The 16,259-nt window shown below is 66.6% G+C and carries 19 protein-coding genes; 16 read left to right on the forward strand and 3 right to left on the reverse strand.

Annotation, left to right across the window (positions count from 1 at the left end; genetic code table 11):
- Nucleotides 1-52: 52 nt before the first annotated feature.
- From FHU39_RS09660 to FHU39_RS09715, 12 genes are all read left to right on the forward strand, one after another.
- Entirely contained in the window at nt 53-1,075 is a 1,023-nt protein-coding gene (locus FHU39_RS09660; RefSeq protein ID WP_183320146.1) for a ferritin family protein, read from the forward strand.
- Nucleotides 1,072-1,362 carry an MmoB/DmpM family protein gene (locus FHU39_RS09665; RefSeq protein WP_183320147.1) on the forward strand — a complete coding sequence of 97 codons (291 nt, stop codon included), beginning with the start codon at nt 1,072-1,074 and terminating at the stop codon, nt 1,360-1,362. The genes FHU39_RS09660 and FHU39_RS09665 overlap by 4 nt, the downstream gene beginning before the upstream one ends.
- A gap of 33 nt (nt 1,363-1,395) precedes the next feature.
- Nucleotides 1,396-2,904, forward strand: a complete 1,509-nt coding sequence (locus tag FHU39_RS09670) for a YHS domain-containing protein (RefSeq protein ID WP_183320148.1) — start codon at nt 1,396-1,398, stop codon at nt 2,902-2,904.
- A gap of 1 nt (nt 2,905) precedes the next feature.
- The gene (locus FHU39_RS09675) at nt 2,906-3,259 is read left to right on the forward strand and encodes a phenol hydroxylase subunit P4 (protein WP_183320149.1); all 354 of its coding nucleotides are present in this window, start codon (nt 2,906-2,908) and stop codon (nt 3,257-3,259) included.
- Nucleotides 3,234-3,578 carry a 2Fe-2S iron-sulfur cluster-binding protein gene (locus FHU39_RS09680; protein ID WP_183320150.1) on the forward strand — a complete coding sequence of 115 codons (345 nt, stop codon included), beginning with the start codon at nt 3,234-3,236 and terminating at the stop codon, nt 3,576-3,578. Before FHU39_RS09675 ends, FHU39_RS09680 begins: the two co-directional genes overlap by 26 nt.
- On the forward strand, nt 3,578-4,489 hold the full coding sequence (locus FHU39_RS09685; protein WP_183320151.1) for a catechol 2,3-dioxygenase: 912 nt from the start codon (nt 3,578-3,580) through the stop codon (nt 4,487-4,489). The genes FHU39_RS09680 and FHU39_RS09685 overlap by 1 nt, the downstream gene beginning before the upstream one ends.
- A 52-nt stretch (nt 4,490-4,541) precedes the next feature.
- Entirely contained in the window at nt 4,542-5,600 is a 1,059-nt protein-coding gene (locus FHU39_RS09690; RefSeq protein ID WP_183320152.1) for an NADH:ubiquinone reductase (Na(+)-transporting) subunit F, read from the forward strand.
- Between the two features lie 96 nt (nt 5,601-5,696).
- Nucleotides 5,697-6,473 (forward strand): IclR family transcriptional regulator, encoded by a 777-nt coding sequence (locus FHU39_RS09695; RefSeq protein ID WP_183320153.1) that lies wholly within the window; start codon nt 5,697-5,699, stop codon nt 6,471-6,473.
- A gap of 117 nt (nt 6,474-6,590) precedes the next feature.
- Nucleotides 6,591-7,397, forward strand: a complete 807-nt coding sequence (locus tag FHU39_RS09700) for a 2-keto-4-pentenoate hydratase (protein WP_183320154.1) — start codon at nt 6,591-6,593, stop codon at nt 7,395-7,397.
- On the forward strand, nt 7,397-7,636 hold the full coding sequence (locus FHU39_RS09705; RefSeq protein ID WP_183320155.1) for a tautomerase family protein: 240 nt from the start codon (nt 7,397-7,399) through the stop codon (nt 7,634-7,636). Before FHU39_RS09700 ends, FHU39_RS09705 begins: the two co-directional genes overlap by 1 nt.
- Nucleotides 7,633-9,084, forward strand: a complete 1,452-nt coding sequence (locus FHU39_RS09710; protein ID WP_183320156.1) for an aldehyde dehydrogenase — start codon at nt 7,633-7,635, stop codon at nt 9,082-9,084. The genes FHU39_RS09705 and FHU39_RS09710 overlap by 4 nt, the downstream gene beginning before the upstream one ends.
- A gap of 16 nt (nt 9,085-9,100) precedes the next feature.
- Nucleotides 9,101-9,529 (forward strand): GlcG/HbpS family heme-binding protein, encoded by a 429-nt coding sequence (locus tag FHU39_RS09715; protein WP_183320157.1) that lies wholly within the window; start codon nt 9,101-9,103, stop codon nt 9,527-9,529.
- Nucleotides 9,530-9,564: 35 nt separating this feature from the next.
- Here FHU39_RS09715 and FHU39_RS09720 read toward each other — a convergent pair whose 3' ends face one another.
- From FHU39_RS09720 to FHU39_RS09730, 3 genes are all read right to left on the reverse strand, one after another.
- Nucleotides 9,565-10,254 carry an HD domain-containing protein gene (locus FHU39_RS09720; protein WP_183320158.1) on the reverse strand — a complete coding sequence of 230 codons (690 nt, stop codon included), beginning with the start codon at nt 10,252-10,254 and terminating at the stop codon, nt 9,565-9,567.
- A 2-nt stretch (nt 10,255-10,256) separates the two neighbouring features.
- Nucleotides 10,257-11,453, reverse strand: coding sequence for a 4-hydroxybenzoate 3-monooxygenase (locus FHU39_RS09725; protein ID WP_183320159.1), 1,197 nt, complete (start codon nt 11,451-11,453; stop codon nt 10,257-10,259).
- Between the two features lie 70 nt (nt 11,454-11,523).
- On the reverse strand, nt 11,524-12,273 hold the full coding sequence (locus FHU39_RS09730) for an IclR family transcriptional regulator (protein WP_183320160.1): 750 nt from the start codon (nt 12,271-12,273) through the stop codon (nt 11,524-11,526).
- Between the two features lie 70 nt (nt 12,274-12,343).
- Here FHU39_RS09730 and pcaH point away from each other — a divergent pair, with 70 nt between their 5' ends.
- Genes pcaH through pcaDC form a run of 4 tightly spaced genes read left to right on the forward strand, consistent with a single transcriptional unit; the run spans nt 12,344 to nt 16,131 of the window.
- The gene (pcaH, locus tag FHU39_RS09735) at nt 12,344-13,138 is read left to right on the forward strand and encodes a protocatechuate 3,4-dioxygenase subunit beta (RefSeq protein ID WP_343065801.1); all 795 of its coding nucleotides are present in this window, start codon (nt 12,344-12,346) and stop codon (nt 13,136-13,138) included.
- A 1-nt stretch (nt 13,139) separates the two neighbouring features.
- Complete coding sequence (gene pcaG, locus FHU39_RS09740; RefSeq protein ID WP_183320161.1) at nt 13,140-13,697, forward strand: protocatechuate 3,4-dioxygenase subunit alpha; 558 nt, start codon at nt 13,140-13,142, stop codon at nt 13,695-13,697.
- Nucleotides 13,697-14,938, forward strand: a complete 1,242-nt coding sequence (locus tag FHU39_RS09745) for a lyase family protein (RefSeq protein ID WP_183320162.1) — start codon at nt 13,697-13,699, stop codon at nt 14,936-14,938. The genes pcaG and FHU39_RS09745 overlap by 1 nt, the downstream gene beginning before the upstream one ends.
- Complete coding sequence (gene pcaDC / locus FHU39_RS25225; RefSeq protein WP_183320163.1) at nt 14,935-16,131, forward strand: bifunctional 3-oxoadipate enol-lactonase/4-carboxymuconolactone decarboxylase PcaDC; 1,197 nt, start codon at nt 14,935-14,937, stop codon at nt 16,129-16,131. Before FHU39_RS09745 ends, pcaDC begins: the two co-directional genes overlap by 4 nt.
- Nucleotides 16,132-16,259: the final 128 nt, after the last annotated feature.

Here is a 16,259-nt window from a genome sequence, read left to right on the forward strand (position 1 = left end):
CCGTGACGGCGCGTTCCAGGCATCAGAGTGACGGGAACCACAGGAGGTGCACATGCAGTACGAACTGCGTCAGCGGGTCATCGAACCCCGCCGGCAGACTTTTCAGTACGTCGCCAACCGGCTTGGCGACAAGCCCGCGAGCCGATATGAGGAGGGCACGCTCGACATCCAGCCGACGGAGAACTTCCATTACCGGCCGCTCTGGGACCCGAGCCACGAGTTGTACGACGAGACCTATTCGGCCGTGCGGCTCACCGACCCCTACTCCTACCGGGATCCTCGTCAGTTCTACTACACGCCGTACGTGACCAACCGCGCCGCACTGCACGATGCGTTTCTGAAGTCGCTGGCCTACATCGACGACCGTGATCTGCTCACCAAGTTGCCCGTCGGCTGGGCGAGCCTGCTCGGAACCGTCCTCGTTCCGCTGCGGCACTACGAGTCCGGTGCGCAGCTGATCAGCGTGACCGGCGCCCGATTCGCCTACGGCGCATCGATCGAGCAGTGCCTGTCCTACGCGGCGTTCGACCGGATCGGCAGTGCCCAGATGATCAGCAGGATCGGCATCAGCCTGGGTCAAGGCACCGACGAGGACCTGATCGCCGGCAAGGAGCACTGGATCGGTGCGGAGCACCTGCAACCCTTGCGCCGGATGATCGAAGAGCTGCTGGTCGAGCAGGACTGGGTCGTCTCGACCATCGGCCTCGACCTGGTCGACCGCCTGCTCTACCCGCTGCTGTACCGGCACCTGGACGAGGCAGCCATCGGCGGAGGCGCCTCGGCATACGGACTGCTCGCGCAGCACTTCGCCACCTGGTACGTCGATCAGCGCAAGTGGCTCGACGCCCTCATCGCCGAGTGGATCGCCGACCCGACACACGGCACCGCGAACCGGAAGCAACTCGCCGCCATCGTGCAGACCTGGCTACCGCACGCCATCGACGCGGTGACGGCCGTCGCGGACAAGACGGAGGCGCTCGTCGGCAGTGGCGCGCTGGACTTCGTGACCACTACGGCCGACTCGGTGCGCAAGGAACTGGACGACCTCGGCCTGGTGGAGCAGGTGCAGTCATGAATGCCGCTGGCACTCGCAAGGTCGGGTTCGACCTCCAGGAAGGCAGCGACGACAACCGGTTCCTGGTCGAGGCGATCTCGGCGGACAATCCCGAGGCCGTCGTCACTTCGATGCCCGGGCTGATGCGCGTCCAGGCTCCGGGCCGGATGGTCATCAACCGCGACTCCGTCGAGCAGCGACTCGGACGCCCGTGGGAGACCCACGAGTTCCAGCTCGCCATCGTCTCCTACTTCGGTCAGATCGCCGAGTGGGACGACGACCAGATCGTCATCGGCTGGCAGCACTGACGTCGGCGCATCCCGACCCCAAGGAGCACACGAATGAGCAAGAAGCTTTCCATGCAGCAGCGCTACTCCGCGCTGACGCGCGGCCTCGACTGGACGCCGACGTATGTCGACGCCGAACAGGTCTACCCGTACACCAGATTCGAGGGCATCAAGGTCCACGACTGGTCCAAGTGGGATGATCCGTTCCGGCTGACCGTCGACTCCTACTTCAAGTACCAGGCGGAGAAGGACAAGCGCCTCTACGCCGTCATCGATGGGTTCGTCCAGGGCCAGGGGCACCTGTCCCTGTCGGACGCCAAGTACGTCAACGCGATGAAACTCTTCCTGCAGGGTGTCACCCCACTGGAATACGCGGCACACCGGCACTTCGCCTATCTGGCACGGTATTACGACGGCCCAGGCCCGCGCTTCGCGGCGCTGTGCCAGTCGATCGACGAGTTGCGGCACACCCAGACCGAGGTGCACACGCTGTCGTCATACAACAAGATGTTCGGCGGGATGCACAGCTGGCCACAGCAGTTCGACCGCGTCTGGTATCTGTCCGTGCCCAAGTCGTTCTTCGAAGACGCAATGAGCGCAGGGCCATTCGAGTTCCTCATCGCGATCTCGTTCTCGTTCGAATACCTGCTGACCAACCTCTTGTTCGTGCCGTTCATGAGCGGCGCCAGCTTCAACGGAGACGTGCCGACGATGACGTTCGGCTTCTCGGCGCAGAGCGACGAGAGCCGGCACATGACCCTCGGCCTGGAGGCCATCAAGTTCCTGCTCGAGCAGGACGAGGACAACGTGCCTCTGGTGCAGGCGTGGATCGACAAGTGGTTCTGGCGCGGTTATCGCCTGGTGTCACTCATCGCCCAGATGCTCGACTACATGCTGCCGCGCAAGGTGATGAGTTGGAAGGAATCGTTCGAGCTGTACTTCGAGGAGCAGATGCTCGGAGGGCTCTTCGCCGACCTGGAGTTCTACGGCATCCGCCCGCCCAAGCACGTCGATCAGGCGATCGGCGAGAAGGAGATCCTGTCCCACCAGGTCGCCTGGACGCTCTACCAGTTCTCGCATGCAGCCGCGTTCACCACGACCGTGCCGGACGCCGAGCACCTGGACTGGCTGTCCGAGCAGTATCCCGACACGTTCGACAAGTACTTCCGGCCGCTGTGGGACAAGGCAGCCCGGATCCAGGAGGGCGGCGGGCGCTACTTCAGCGGCGGTCTGCCCCAGCTGTGTCAGGTCTGTCAGGTCCCGATGCTCTTCACGGAGCCGGGAGACCCGACCACGATCGCGCAGCGCGAGAACCTCTACGAGGGCGAGCGATACCACACCTGCTCCGACGGATGCCAGTGGATCTTCGAGCGAGAACCGGAGAAGTACGTGCAGGCATGGCTTCCCGTGCACCAGATCCTGCAGGGCACCTGCGGTGGACCGACCATTCCCGACGTCCTCGCCTGGTACGGCCTGCAGGACGGCGACAGCGGCGAATACGTCGGGTCGCTCGACCAGCAGGACTGGCAGAAATGGCACGCAGAGATCGAGGTAGGTAGCTGACATGGGCGTTCGATCGATCAACGGTGAGTACTCGTTCCCGTCGCGCTCACGCGCGGAACTGTATGGCGACGACCAGCTCCTGCATGTGCTGTGGCGCGGGAACCCGTTCGTTTGCTCCGCCGGGACGTTCCGGGTCCCGAAGACGATCTCGTTCGAGGAGTTCGTCACCACCGTCCTGGAACCGTGGGCGGGCGCTGACCCGGACTTCATACCGGGGTCCGAACAGTCCTACCAACTGGACCTGGTCGACTTCGAACCCGACCCCAGCCTGCCGTTGCAGGACCAGGGCATCGGCCACAAGTCGCTGCTGTCCTTCGAGGTGAGCTCGTATGCCGTCGGTGACCATTCAGCCTGACGGCATACGCACCGACACCCGGGAGGGCGAGACGGTCCTCCAGGCGCTCTCGCGGTCCGGCTATGGATTCCGGGTCGGCTGTCGGCGCGGCGGCTGCGGGATCTGCAAGGCCGATCTGCTCGACGGCGAGGTCGACTACCCCGTCGCGGTCTCGGACACGACCCTCACCGATGGCGAGCGGGCGACGGGCGCCTGCCTGCCGTGCCGCGCGGTGCCGCGCGGCGACATCACCATCCAACTGCGCGACGACAAGCTGCGCTGCTGTTCAACCTTGCTGGCCTCCATCTACGGGGCCGATTCGACGAAAGGATCATGCTGATGGGAGTCATGCGACTCGGTTACGTGCATGTGCGAGTGACCGACCTGGAAGCTTCCCGGTTCCACTACGGGGAGACGCTGGGGATGAAGGTGGTCCACGAGACCCCGAACCAGATCTACTACAAGGGCTGGGACGAGTTCGACCATCACTCCGTGGTGCTGGAGGAGGGTGGCGTCGGTCTGGTCAAGCTCGGCTACAAGGTCGAGAAGTCCACCGACCTGGACGCGATCGAGAACCGCGCGCAGAATTTCGGATGCATCACCGAACGGATGTCCACCGGCTCGAATGTCGCCGTCGGGGACGGTGTGCGAATCGTCCTGCCGTCCGAGCACGTCGTGGAGCTCTACCACGAGATCGACTACGTGGGCACCGAGGTCGGGCTGCTCAACCCGGACCCGTTTCCCCGGCACCTCGTCGGGGTCGGTGTGCCGCGCATCGACCATGCCCTCATCACCTGCGAGGACCCGGCGGCCCAGGAGCGCTTCTTCTCCGAGGTGCTGGGCTTCCGGCCCGTCGAACGCGTGGTCACCGAGCTCGACGACGGTGATCTGATCGGTTCCTGGATGTCGTGCACGAACACTCCGCACGACATTGCGTTCATCAAGGGTGAGAACGGCAAGTTGCACCACTTCGCCTACAACCTGACCGATTGGACCGCCATCAAGCATGCCGGCGGCATCTTCGCCATGGACGACGTGTCGGTCGATGTGGGCCCGACCCAGCACGGCATCACGCGAGGCGAGACGATCTATTTCTTCGATCCGTCCGGAAACCGGAACGAGGTCTTCTCCGGTGGTTACCAGACATTCGCGGACTCACCGCCGATCACCTGGACCGCGGATCAGCTGGCGAAAGGGATCTTCTACATCGGGCGCGAGCTCAACGAGCGCTTCACCTCGATCGTCACCTGACCTCCGTCACCCATCCATCCGTCACTGCCCCGTCCTTCCCCGGAGTTGAACCATGGTCACCACCCACACAGTCACCGTTGAACCGATCGGCCGGCAGATCGCTTGCCGCGAGGACCAGAACCTGCTCGATGCCTGCCTGCGCAACGGCATCTGGATGCCGCACTCCTGCACCCACGGGACTTGTGCGACGTGCAAGGCAGATCTGCTCGACGGCGACGTGGACCACGGCGACGCCTCAGCGTTCGCGCTGATGGACTTCGAACGTACAGAGGGCAAGCTGCTGCTGTGCCAGGCGTGTCCGCGCAGTGACGTGACCATCGAGGGAGACATCGAGGCCGAGGAAGGGCTGGAGTTCTCACCGGTGCGCGACTTCGTCGGCACGGTGACCGAGATCAGCGACATCGCACGCGAGACACGTCTCGTGCGGATCGGTCTGGACTCGCCGATGGAGTTCTCCGCGGGCCAGTACGTCTCGATCACCGTGCCGGGACAGGACTGCACCCGCACGTACTCCATGGCCAATCCGCCGTCGCAACCGGAGGCGATCGAACTGAACATCCGCCGGACCCCTGGCGGATTGGCCTCGGACGGCTGGGTTTTCAAGAACCTGGCCGTCGGCGACCAGGTGGAGCTGTCCGGACCCTACGGCCGGTTCGTGTTCCGCCCGGCCCGGGAGGAGAAGGTGATCATGATCGCGGGTGGGACCGGGTTGGCCCCCATCCTGTCGATGATCCGGCACATCCTGAGCGACCCCTCGACGACTCACGAACTGCACCTGTTCCAAGGCGCTCGGCAAGAAGTGGACCTGTACGCCGTGGAAGAGTTGCGGTCACTGGCCGCGCAACATCCGGACCGATTGCACTACTACCCCTGTCTGTCCGACGAGGAGTGGGACGGGCCGCGGGGCCTGGTGACCGAGGTCCTGGACGAGCAGTTCGATCGGCTGCGCGAACACGTGGCCTACGTGTGCGGCCCGCCGCCCATGGTGCAAGCTGCGACGAAACTGCTGATGCGCAAGCGGCTCTTCCCGCGGGACATCTTCCACGAGGACTTCTTCGACGAATCCGACAAGAATTCCGGCGGGCTGAAGAGCCCGCTGCTCAAACACTGACCACGGAGTTCCACTGAGCGGGGTTCGATCGGAGCCGAACGTGCCCAGTCCGTGAGACTCTGTGCTCGACCGATCCGATGCGAAAGAGGGTCATCGATGTCTCGCAACGAGCCGGGTTCGTCCCACACACCTGTTGACGGCGGCGTGCAGTCGGTCGCGTCCGCGCTCGACGTGCTGGACTGTTTTGCCACCGATCCCGAGCTCGGCATCACCGAGATCGCGCGACGCATCGGTGTCGCCAAGAGCACCGCGCACCGCCTGGTCACCACGCTGACCTCCCGCGGCCTGCTGGAGCGTTCGGCCGACCAGCGCCGCTACCGCCTGGGCATGCACACCTTCGCCCTGGGTCAGCTCGCCCTGGAACGCAACACGATCCGATCTCGCGCACTGCCGACCATGCAGCAGCTGCAACGGATGACGGGTGCGACCGTGCACCTGTCGGTGTGGGAAGGAGCCGAGGTCGTCTATCTGGAGCGGCTGCTCGGCAGGAACTGCGCCGAACTCATTTCCGTCGGCCGACGGCTGCCGTCGCATTGCACGTCGAGCGGAAAGGTGATGGCGGCATACTCCCCGATCTTCGAGCATGCCCGCACTGCCGCCGGATTCCCTCGGTTCACGGCTGCATCGATCCATGACACCCGCGGATACCTGTCCGCGTTGGACCGGGTCCGCGTGCAGAACTACGCGACGAACGTCGAAGAGGCCGTCGAAGGTTACAGCTCCGTCGCGGCGCCCATCCTCGACCACAGACGTACCGCTCGGGCCGCCATCTCGATCGCTGCCCCCTCAGCAGTGCTGGCCGGCAGCCTCGGTGCGACTGCCCGCCTGGTGCAGGGCGCGGCCAAGCAGTTGTCCGCCGCCCTCTGCCTCTGACCAGCAGCTCTACGGGGTGTTCCCGAGGGCGGAACGACCCCGGTGAGTGGGCCCTGTTCGGTCATATCGTGGCCGACATCCCGAATGCCGCAACGCAGGCCGAGCGATTGGAGTCCCATGGGCATCGCGCAATCCCCGGACAGAGTCTGGGACGTCACGACAGCAGCGGCTGAGCTGCTCGCGTGCGAGGACGAGCGGCGTGACCGCGAACCCTTCACCGATGTGTGGCCCGAACTCGACGTGGACACCGGCTACACCATTCAGGACCGCAACCTCGAGGAACGGATCCGGCGCGGGGAGCAGGTCGTCGGCATCAAGCTCGGTCTGACCAGCAAGGCGAAGCAGGAACGGATGGGTGTCGAGACCCCGTTCGTGGCCTGGCTCACCGACGCCATGATGCTCACGCCCGGGGATCCGGTCCCGCAACAGAAACTGATCCACCCTCGGGTCGAGCCGGAGCTGGTGTTCGTGATGGCAGATCGTTTGGACGGACCAGGTGTCACCGCCGAAAGCGCAATGGCCGCAGTCGGAACGGTGCACGCGGGCGCCGAGGTGATCGACAGCCGATACACGAAGTTTCGGTTCCGGGCCGGTGACGTCGTCGCCGACAACGCCTCCTCCGGCGCCTTCGTCATGAATCCGGCCGGACTCGCGCCGCGCGCGTTCGACATCAGCGCCGAAGAGGTTCGCGTCGAGGTCGACGACGCCTTCGTGGACTCGGCGACCGGGGCGGCGATCCTCGGACATCCCGGCGAGGCACTGGCCCTGGCGGCCAATGAGCTCGCGCGCCGCGGACGTGGGATCGAACCCGGCTGGATCGTGCTCACCGGCGGTATGACGGACGCGGTTCTCGCACCACCGGGGTGCTCCATCGACCTGCGTTTCACCAACCTCGGTGCGGTGCATCTGTCCGGTGGTGCGTGATGCCGATCGTCGACATCACGCTGACCGAGGGCAGGAGCCCACAGCAACTGCGCCGGATGATCAGCGCACTGACCGAGGCGGTCGTGACAAGTGTCGATGCACCGGCGTCATCGGTGCGGGTGATCGTCCGCGAGATACCCCGCACTCATTTCGCGGCGGGCGACCAGACCATTGCAGAGCGGGCCGACTCGCCTGCCGCCACGATCCCAGACGCCGAAACAGAAGGTGAAAGCAGATGACCGAGTCCACGGAGCTGCCCTTCTTCGGGCACATCATCGACGGCAAGGAAGTCGAGTCGGACAACGCAGAGCGGTTCGACACGGTCAACCCGTGGACGCGTGAGCCGTGGGCTCGCGTCGCCCTGGGCGGCAGACCGGAGGCCGAGCTGGCGATCGCCGCCGCACGCCGGGCGTTCGACGAGGGACCCTGGCCGAAGTTGGGGTTCACGGAACGTGAGCGGTTGCTCGGCCGGCTCGCCGATCTGATGGAGGAACACGCGGACGAGCTCGGCCAGGCTGACAGCCGGGACATGGGCAAGCCGCTGGCGCAGTGCCGCAACGACGTCGCCAGGGCTGCGTGGAACTTCCGGTTCTTCGCCCAGCACGCCAAGGTCTCGACCGCGGAGACACTGCCCATGGACAGCGGGCACCACGCCTACACCCGGTTCGAGCCGGCCGGGGTCGTGGTCGCGATCGCACCGTGGAACTTCCCCCTCATGCTCGAAACGTGGAAGGTCGCGCCGGCGCTCGCCTGGGGTAACACCGTGGTGCTCAAACCAGCCGAAGACACCCCGACGTCCGCGACGATCATGGCCAGGCTCGCTCTGGAAGCCGGACTACCCCCGGGCGTGTTCAACGTCGTGCACGGTTATGGACCGAACTCCGCCGGATCGGCACTGACCGAGGATCCGCGTGTCAACCGCATCACCTTCACCGGTGAGTCCGGCACCGGCAAGATCATCGGCAAGGCCGCCATGGACAACCTCATCCCGGTGAGTCTCGAGCTCGGGGGGAAGAACCCCAACATCGTTTTCGCCGATGCCGACCTCGACAATGCGGTCAGCTGGTCGATCCAGTCGATCTTCCGCAACGCCGGGCAGGTCTGCCTCTCCGGGTCGCGCCTCTACGTCCAGCGGGAGATCCACGACGAGTTCGTGACCCGGTTCGTGGCTGCCGCGGAGGCGATGCGATTCGGCGACCCGCTGGACCCCGAGACGGAATTCGGCCCGCTCGCCTCCCAGGAACACTTCGAGAAGGTCCGTGGGTATGTCGAGACGATCGAGTCCGAGGGCGGCACGATCGCGACCGGTGGTCTCGGCGACGGCTGGTTCGTCAAGCCCACCATCGTGGTCGGCATGCCCCGCGACGCCAAACACGTGCAGGAGGAGATCTTCGGCCCAGTGGTGGTGGTCGAGCCGTTCGACACCGAGGACGAAGTCGTCGCACTCGCGAACAACTCCGAATACGGCCTGGATGCACAGCTTTTCACTGAGAACGTGCATCGCGCACACCGGGTCGCAGCGCAACTCCAAGTCGGAACGGTCTGGGTCAACTGCTACTTCGTCCGTGACCTTCGGGCCCCGTTCGGCGGCACCAAACGCTCGGGGATCGGCCGAGAAGGCGGCAACTTCAGCCGGGAGTTCTTCACCGAACCGAAGGCTGTCATCCTGCAGATCGATGAGCAATGACCGCGGGTCTCGAGCGATGACGGACGTTTCGAACCGGCCGTGCATCACGCTCACGGGTGCCGAACACGCTTTGCAGGCTGCGCTGCGCCACGCCGACGAGATCGGTGTGCCGGTGTGTGTTGCAGTGACCGATCGCGGCGGCAACCTCGTCAGCTTCGCCCGTCAGGACGACGCCCCGCTCATGTCGGCGCAGCTCGCCCAGGACAAGGCCTACTCGGTCGTGGCGTTCAAGGGACTCGCGACGCGTGAGTGGTGGGATCTCATCCGCGACGACGCACCGCTGCGACACGGCATCGTCAAGACCGACCGCCTCACGGTGTTCGGAGGCGGTGTCCCCATCGCTGCGGGTGACGAGGTGATCGGCGCGATCGGGGTCTCCGGTGGCAGTGCCGAGCAGGACCATGACATCGCGACGGCAGGGGCCTGTGTGCTGGGCGGCAGCTGAATCTGGCTCCGGCCAACGGCTGTTGGCGGCCGACTTCAGCCCAACGCCAAGCGCTGTGGGGTGCTGTCGATCGTGGCGACCGATGCCAGCCCGCGGGCGATCGTGCGAGCCGCGTCGGTGAAGAGATGCTCGTGTACCCGACTGCCGATCAACAGGTGGGCCTGTCCCCGGGTGAGGCCGAACCAGTCCATGACCGTGTCGACGCCGTGCGGCGTCAGCCGCCACAGCTTGTCGGCGTCCTTCACCAGTGAGTCGTTGAGCGACAACGAGGTCAGGCGGCTGTCGTGTCCGTCGACGATCTGGACGATCTCCTCGATCTGCTCCGGGTCGCGGCCGAGTTGCCCGAGGACGTCGCGCGCGATCGCGGCCCCTTCCTTCTCGTGCAACAGCACCAGGTCCTTGCGCCCGCCGCCCGGCCGGATCGCCTCGAGCACCTCGTCCTCGGGCACACGCGACCACCCTGTGTCGTGCAGGATGATCGCGGGCAGCACCACGTCACGATCGGCCTCGGGATGCAGGTCGCACAGAGCCTTCGCCAGACCGTAGGAATACGCCGTGTGGGCGTCGTTGCTGCGCACGTGCAGGTGCGGGACCGCGAGGCGCCATACCGCGTCGTCCTCGGGGCGGAAACCGGACACCCCGATAACCCGGGACGAGTCCGGCAAGTAGCCGGTGACGTCCTGGCCGACATGGTTCGCCGTCGGATCCTGTTTCGGCAGAGTCATGCTCAGCGCTCCCCCGGCCAGCCGGTGTAACACTCGGCCAGGTAGGTAGAGCCGTGGACCGAGCCGGTCACCGAGGCGAGCTCACCCTCTTGGCGACGTACGTCGAACGGTGTCGCGTCGGGCAACGTGTGCAGCATCGTGGTCATCCAGTAGGAGAAGTGCTGCGCCTTCCAGACCCGTGCCACGGCACGCTGGGTGTATGTCGCAAGCGGCGTGGCGTCCTTGTTGCGCACGGCGCGCTCGAGCTCCTCCGCCAGCACTCGCACGTCGGCGAGAGCGAGGTTGAGGCCCTTGGCACCCGTCGGTGGCACCGTGTGCGCTGCGTCACCGGCCAGCACCAGGTGTCCGTAGTGCATCGGCTCCTGGACGAAGCTGCGGAAGGGCAGCACCGTCTTGGAGGTGATCGGCCCTTCCTTGAGTGTGTAGCCGTTGGCATTGAGCCGGCGTTGCAGTTGCTCCCAGATGCGGTCGTCGGACCACTCGTCGACGTTCTCGGTCGGATCGCACTGGAAATACATGCGTTGCAGCGTTTCGGTGCGTTGGCTGATCAACGCGAAACCGTGCGGCGAGTGGTTGTAGATCAACTCCGGCGCGCTCGGTGGAGCCTCGGTCAGGATCCCGAACCAGGCGAACGGATACTCGCGGAAGTATTGCGTGCATTCGCTGTCGGGGACCTGGTGCCGGCACAGACTGCGCGAACCGTCCGCGCCGACGAGGAAGTCGCAGCGGATCTCGTGTGCGCTGCCGTCCGCGTCGGTGAACCGCATCACCGGCGAGTCGGTGGTCAGGTCGCCGACCGAGACGTCGGTCACCCCGAAACGCACGTCGCCGCCGTCGCGTTCACGCGCGTCGGCCAGGTCGATGAAGACGTCGGTCTGCGGGTAGAGCTGTGTCGACGCACCCACCAGGCCCTGGAAGTCGATGCGGTGACCACCGCCACCGAACGCGAGCTCGATGCCGTCGTGCCGGTAACCGTCGCGATGCACCCGGTCCGAGACACCGCTGTCGAGCAGCAGGTCCACCGAGCCCTGCTCGAGGATCCCGGCGCGGTGGGTGTGCTCGATCTCCTCCCGGCTGCGCAGGTCGATCGCGACCGAGTCGATGCCGGCGACGGCGAGCAGGTGGGAGAGCATCAGCCCCGCGGGGCCGGCCCCCACGATGCCGATCCGGGTGCGGCTGGTCGTGTGCGTGTCTGCCATGGCCGCATTCTCCGGACCGACGAGCTGCCACCGCTACGGCTGACTTCCGCTCAGTGGAAGTAGTCCGGCCTCAGGACCGACCCATGCTCCGACCGATGCCCCGTGCGGCCACTTGCAGCGCACTGACCAGCCGCGCCTGGTCCCGCTTCAGGGACGGCACGACGACGCCGAGGGCCGCGATGACCTCACCGCCCACCCGGATCGGGACGGCAGCAGAGCACGCGCCCAGACTCATCTCCTCCTGCGTGGTCGCGAAGTCCTCCCGGAGCACCTTGTCGAGCTGCGTCTGCAGCCGGCCCGGCTCCGTGATCGTGTAGCGAGTGACTCTGGGCAGGTCGGCCAACACTCCCGACCGCACCTCAGGCGGCGCGAATGCCAGGAGCACTTTCCCGACGCCGGTCGCGTGCAGGGGAAGCCGCGATCCGACGGTGCTGACGACGGGCACCGAGGCGTGCCCCGACAGTCGCTCCACGTAGAGCACGTGTCGCCCGTCGCGGATCGCCAGGTGCACGGTCGCGAGAGTCGCGCCATACAAGTCCTGCAGGTATGGCGAGGCGACCGCTCGGAGGCCGGTGTTCATCGGCGCGAGCAACCCCACGTCCCACAACCGGCTGCCGACCACGTAACCGGCGGGCGTACGGCTGAGCGCACCCCACTCGACCAGGTCCCCGACGAGTCGGTGAGCGGTGGCGAGCGGGAGCTCGGCACGGGATGCCAGATCGCTGAGGTTCAGCTCTCGATGACGCTCGTCGAATGCTCCCAGCAGGGCGAGTGCGCGGCTGGTGACGGAGCGCCCGGCGGTGGAGGAGTTTCCGGCCATGCGCCCCATGTTTCCGCTCAGCGGAAGGATGGGCAAGTCAGCGCCCCCGCCGCGCCGCTACGGTCGCACCGTGACCGAGAACCAGCAACCCAGTGCCCCTGCGGCCGATCCGGACTCCGCATCGGCCAGCCAGGCGGCTATCAACACCGAAATTGCCGCGATCGCAGAGGGTTACGACCCGGACACGGCACCAGAGACGCAGCCCCGCCTCGATTACGCGCCCTACCGCAGCAGCCTGCTGCGCCATCCGACCAAGGCACTGCAGCACGCCGACCCGGAGACGATCGAGCTCTACACACCGGTCTTCGGCCAGCGGGACATCGGTGCGGCCGAGTCCGACCTGACCATCCAGGCCAGCGGCCAACCGGTGGGTGAGCGCATCGTCGTCACCGGCCGGGTGCTCGACGGCGACGGACGACCCGTGCGGCATCAACTGGTCGAGATCTGGCAGGCGAACGCGGCGGGCCGCTACATCCACCTGCGCGACCAGCACCCGGCGCCGATCGATCCCAACTTCACCGGTGTCGGCCGCACGATCACCGACGGCGACGGGCGCTACACGTTCACCACGATCAAACCCGGCCCCTACCCGTGGAAGAACCACCACAATGCGTGGCGCCCGGCCCACATCCACTTCTCGCTCTTCGGCACCGACTTCACCCAGCGACTCGTCACCCAGATGTACTTCCCCGGTGATCCGCTCTTCGCGCTCGACCCGATCTACCAGTCGATCCTCGACCCGGTTGCCCGCGACCGGCTGGTCGCCACCTACAACCACGACGTGACGCAGCACGAGTGGGCCACCGGCTACAACTGGGACATCGTCCTGACCGGCGGCCACCCGACGCCGATGGAGGAGAACTGAGATGAGCAAACTGCCACCCACCCCGGGTCAGACCGTCGGCCCCTTCTTCGGTTATGCGCTGCCGTACGACGGCGGCGCCGATCTGGTGCCGACCAGCCACCCGAGCGCGATCCGACTGCACGGTACGGTGTATGACGGAGCCGGTGACCCCATTCCCGACGCCCTGATCGAAATCTGGCAGGCCAGCGAAAATGGCGTTGTGCCAAGGGTTCCCGGGTCCCGCTCACGTGATGGCTGGACGTTCACCGGCTTCGGCCGGGTCGCCGTGGGCCCGGACGGGCACTACTCCTTCACCACCGTCCGGCCGGGCCCCACCGAGGAGGGCGCCGCACCGTTCTTCGCCGTCACCGTCTTCGCCAGAGGTCTGCTGCACCGCCTGCTCACCCGGGCCTATCTGCCGCTGGGTGCCGATGCAGCGGCGGCCGACCCGTTCCTGTCCTCGCTCCCGCAAGACCGTCGCGAGACACTCATCGCGCGGGCTGACGAGCAGGGGCTGGTTTTCGACATACATCTGCAGGGTGACGACGAGACGGTGTTCCTCAGCTACGGCGACGAGTGATGGCCGACCTGCTCTGGCCCGGCGACCACCGGGCGGGTGACCACTTCTCCGATGACGAAGTCATCCGATGCATGCTGCGCGTCGAAACCGCTTGGCTGGCAGCATTGTCCGCCGCCGACGTGGCACCGGCCACAGCGGCCGTCGACCTCGAAGATGCCGTGGGACGCGTTGATCCGACCGCACTGGCAGTCGCCTCCGAGGCCGGTGGCAACCCGGTGATCCCGCTCCTTGCTGCCGTCCGGGAGGCGCTGGCCGACCGGCCCGAGGCCGCACGCTGGGTGCACCGGGGACTGACCAGCCAGGACACGCTCGACACGGCACTCGTTCTCGCGTTGCGAGGATGCGCGGACGCGGTGCTGCAGCTGCTGGACCAGCAGGTTGAGGCGTTGTCCGGGCTGGCCGAGAGCAACCGTCACGCCGTGATGGCGGGACGGACCCTGACACAGCACGCGGTCCCGATCACGTTCGGACTCAAGGCGGCCCAGTGGTTGCTCGGTCTCCTGGACGCACGTGACGACCTGCGTGCAGCGCGGGACGGGCTGCCTGCGCAGTTCGGTGGAGCTGCTGGGACGTTGGCCGGACCGGATCTGCTGCTGCGGCTGACGGATGGGCGTGGAGACGCTGTTGCGCTGGCGCGTTCGGCCGCGAACCGGTTGGAGTTGCCGTGGTCGGCGCCGTGGCACACCACAAGGGCGCCGATCACCCGCGCGGGCGACGCGTTGACCCGCGCCACCGATGCCTGGGGCCGGATCGCGCGCGACGTGCTGGTGCTCGCTCGCCCCGAGATCGCCGAGCTCGCCGAACCGGCCGAGGTCGGACGCGGTGGTTCGTCAACCATGCCGCACAAGGTGAATCCGATCATGTCTGTCCTGATCCGGCGCGCCGCTCTCGCCGCACCGGGCCTCGCTGCGCAATTGCACCTGGCAGCAGCCGAATTCGTCGATGAGCGCGCCGACGGCGCGTGGCACACCGAGTGGCAGACGCTGGCGGCGCTCGGGCGTCATACCCTCACCGCCGCTGCGCAGACCACCGAACTTCTCGCCGGACTGCACGTCGACACCGGCCGGATGGCCAGGCTGGTCAGCTCCGCAGGCACAGCACTGCTCGCCGAAGAACGCAATCTGGCCGGCTTCGTCGGACGAGGCGGCGACATCGACGACGACCCAACGCACTATCTGGGCAGCTCCGACTCCATCATCGACGCGGTCCTGGAGCGTGCCCGATCAGGAGGAGCACAATGACCGTTCCCACCATCGCCGGCGCCCAGCTCGGTGGCTCGACCGACCTGCCTCTGCTGGTGTGCGGCCCATCCCTCGGTACGTCAGCGACTGCGCTCTGGTCGACCACCGCGGAGCTACTCAGCAACGAATTCCACGTCGTGGCATGGGATCTCCCGGGCCACGGTTACAGCCATGGGCCGGCCGAGGCAGGGCTGACCATGCATGAGCTGGCCGATGGTGTGCTGCAGTTCGTGGACGGTGTGCTGTCCGAGCGGGGTGAGCCGAGCGGGAGCTTCGTGTATGCCGGTGACTCCGTCGGCGGTGCCGTCGGCCAGCAACTACTGCTCGACCACCGGGGCCGTGTCACCGGCGCCGTGCTTGCCTGCACCGTGCCTCGCTTCGCGGATGAGTCGATGTGGCGGGAGCGGGCCGAAAAGGTCCGTGTCTCAGGCACACCCGTCATGGTGGAGGGTTCGGCGAAGCGGTGGTTCGCACCGGGATTCATCGAACAACATTCGGACGTCGTTGCCGCACTGCTGCATTCGTTGCAGGAGGCCGACCGCTTCGGGTACGCCGCTGTCTGCGACGCACTGGCCACGTTCGACATCCGCGCGCAGCTCGGCCGCATCGAGGCTCCGGTGATCGCGATCGCCGGAGCCTACGACGAAGCGGCGCCGGTCGCGAGCATGGCCGCCCTGGCACACGGTGTGGCCGACGGCCGGCTCGTCATACTCGATCACGTGGGCCACCAGGCGCCGGTCGAGGCTCCGGAAGAGGTCGCTCGCGCCATACGAGAAGTAGCCGGAAAGCCGCTCTCCCCCACCACGATTGCCGACCGCTCCGAAGCCGGAATGGGCGTGCGCCGGGAGGTCCTCGGCGGAGCTCACGTCGACCGGGCGAACGCGGGCATCACGGACTTCACACGCGACTTCCAAGCGTTCATCACCGATTACGCGTGGGGTGGCATCTGGGCGCGGCCGGGACTGTCCCGCCGCGAACGCTCGATCGCCGTGCTCACCGCCATGATCGCGCGCGGGCACCACGACGAGCTCGCGATGCATGTGCGCGCGGCGCTCACCAACGGGCTGAGCGTCGAGGAGATCAAGGAAGTCCTGCTGCAGAGCGCGATCTATTGCGGGGTGCCGGACGCCAATACGGCCTTCCGGATCGCCCAGCGCGTGCTGGAGGAAGCTAGTCGCGCGAGCGACGAATAGGCGCGTGGCTGGCCGTGCCGGGCGCGTGCGCGGCGTGCCGGAGTCTCCCCAGTGGGGACTCCGGTACGGTTTTCGCGGGATTTCCGTACCGCACCCTCCCCTGGGGGGACCTACGCACGGCCGGGCCG

The organism is Flexivirga oryzae (assembly GCF_014190805.1).
In the GTDB taxonomy this organism is placed as follows: domain Bacteria; phylum Actinomycetota; class Actinomycetes; order Actinomycetales; family Dermatophilaceae; genus Flexivirga; species Flexivirga oryzae.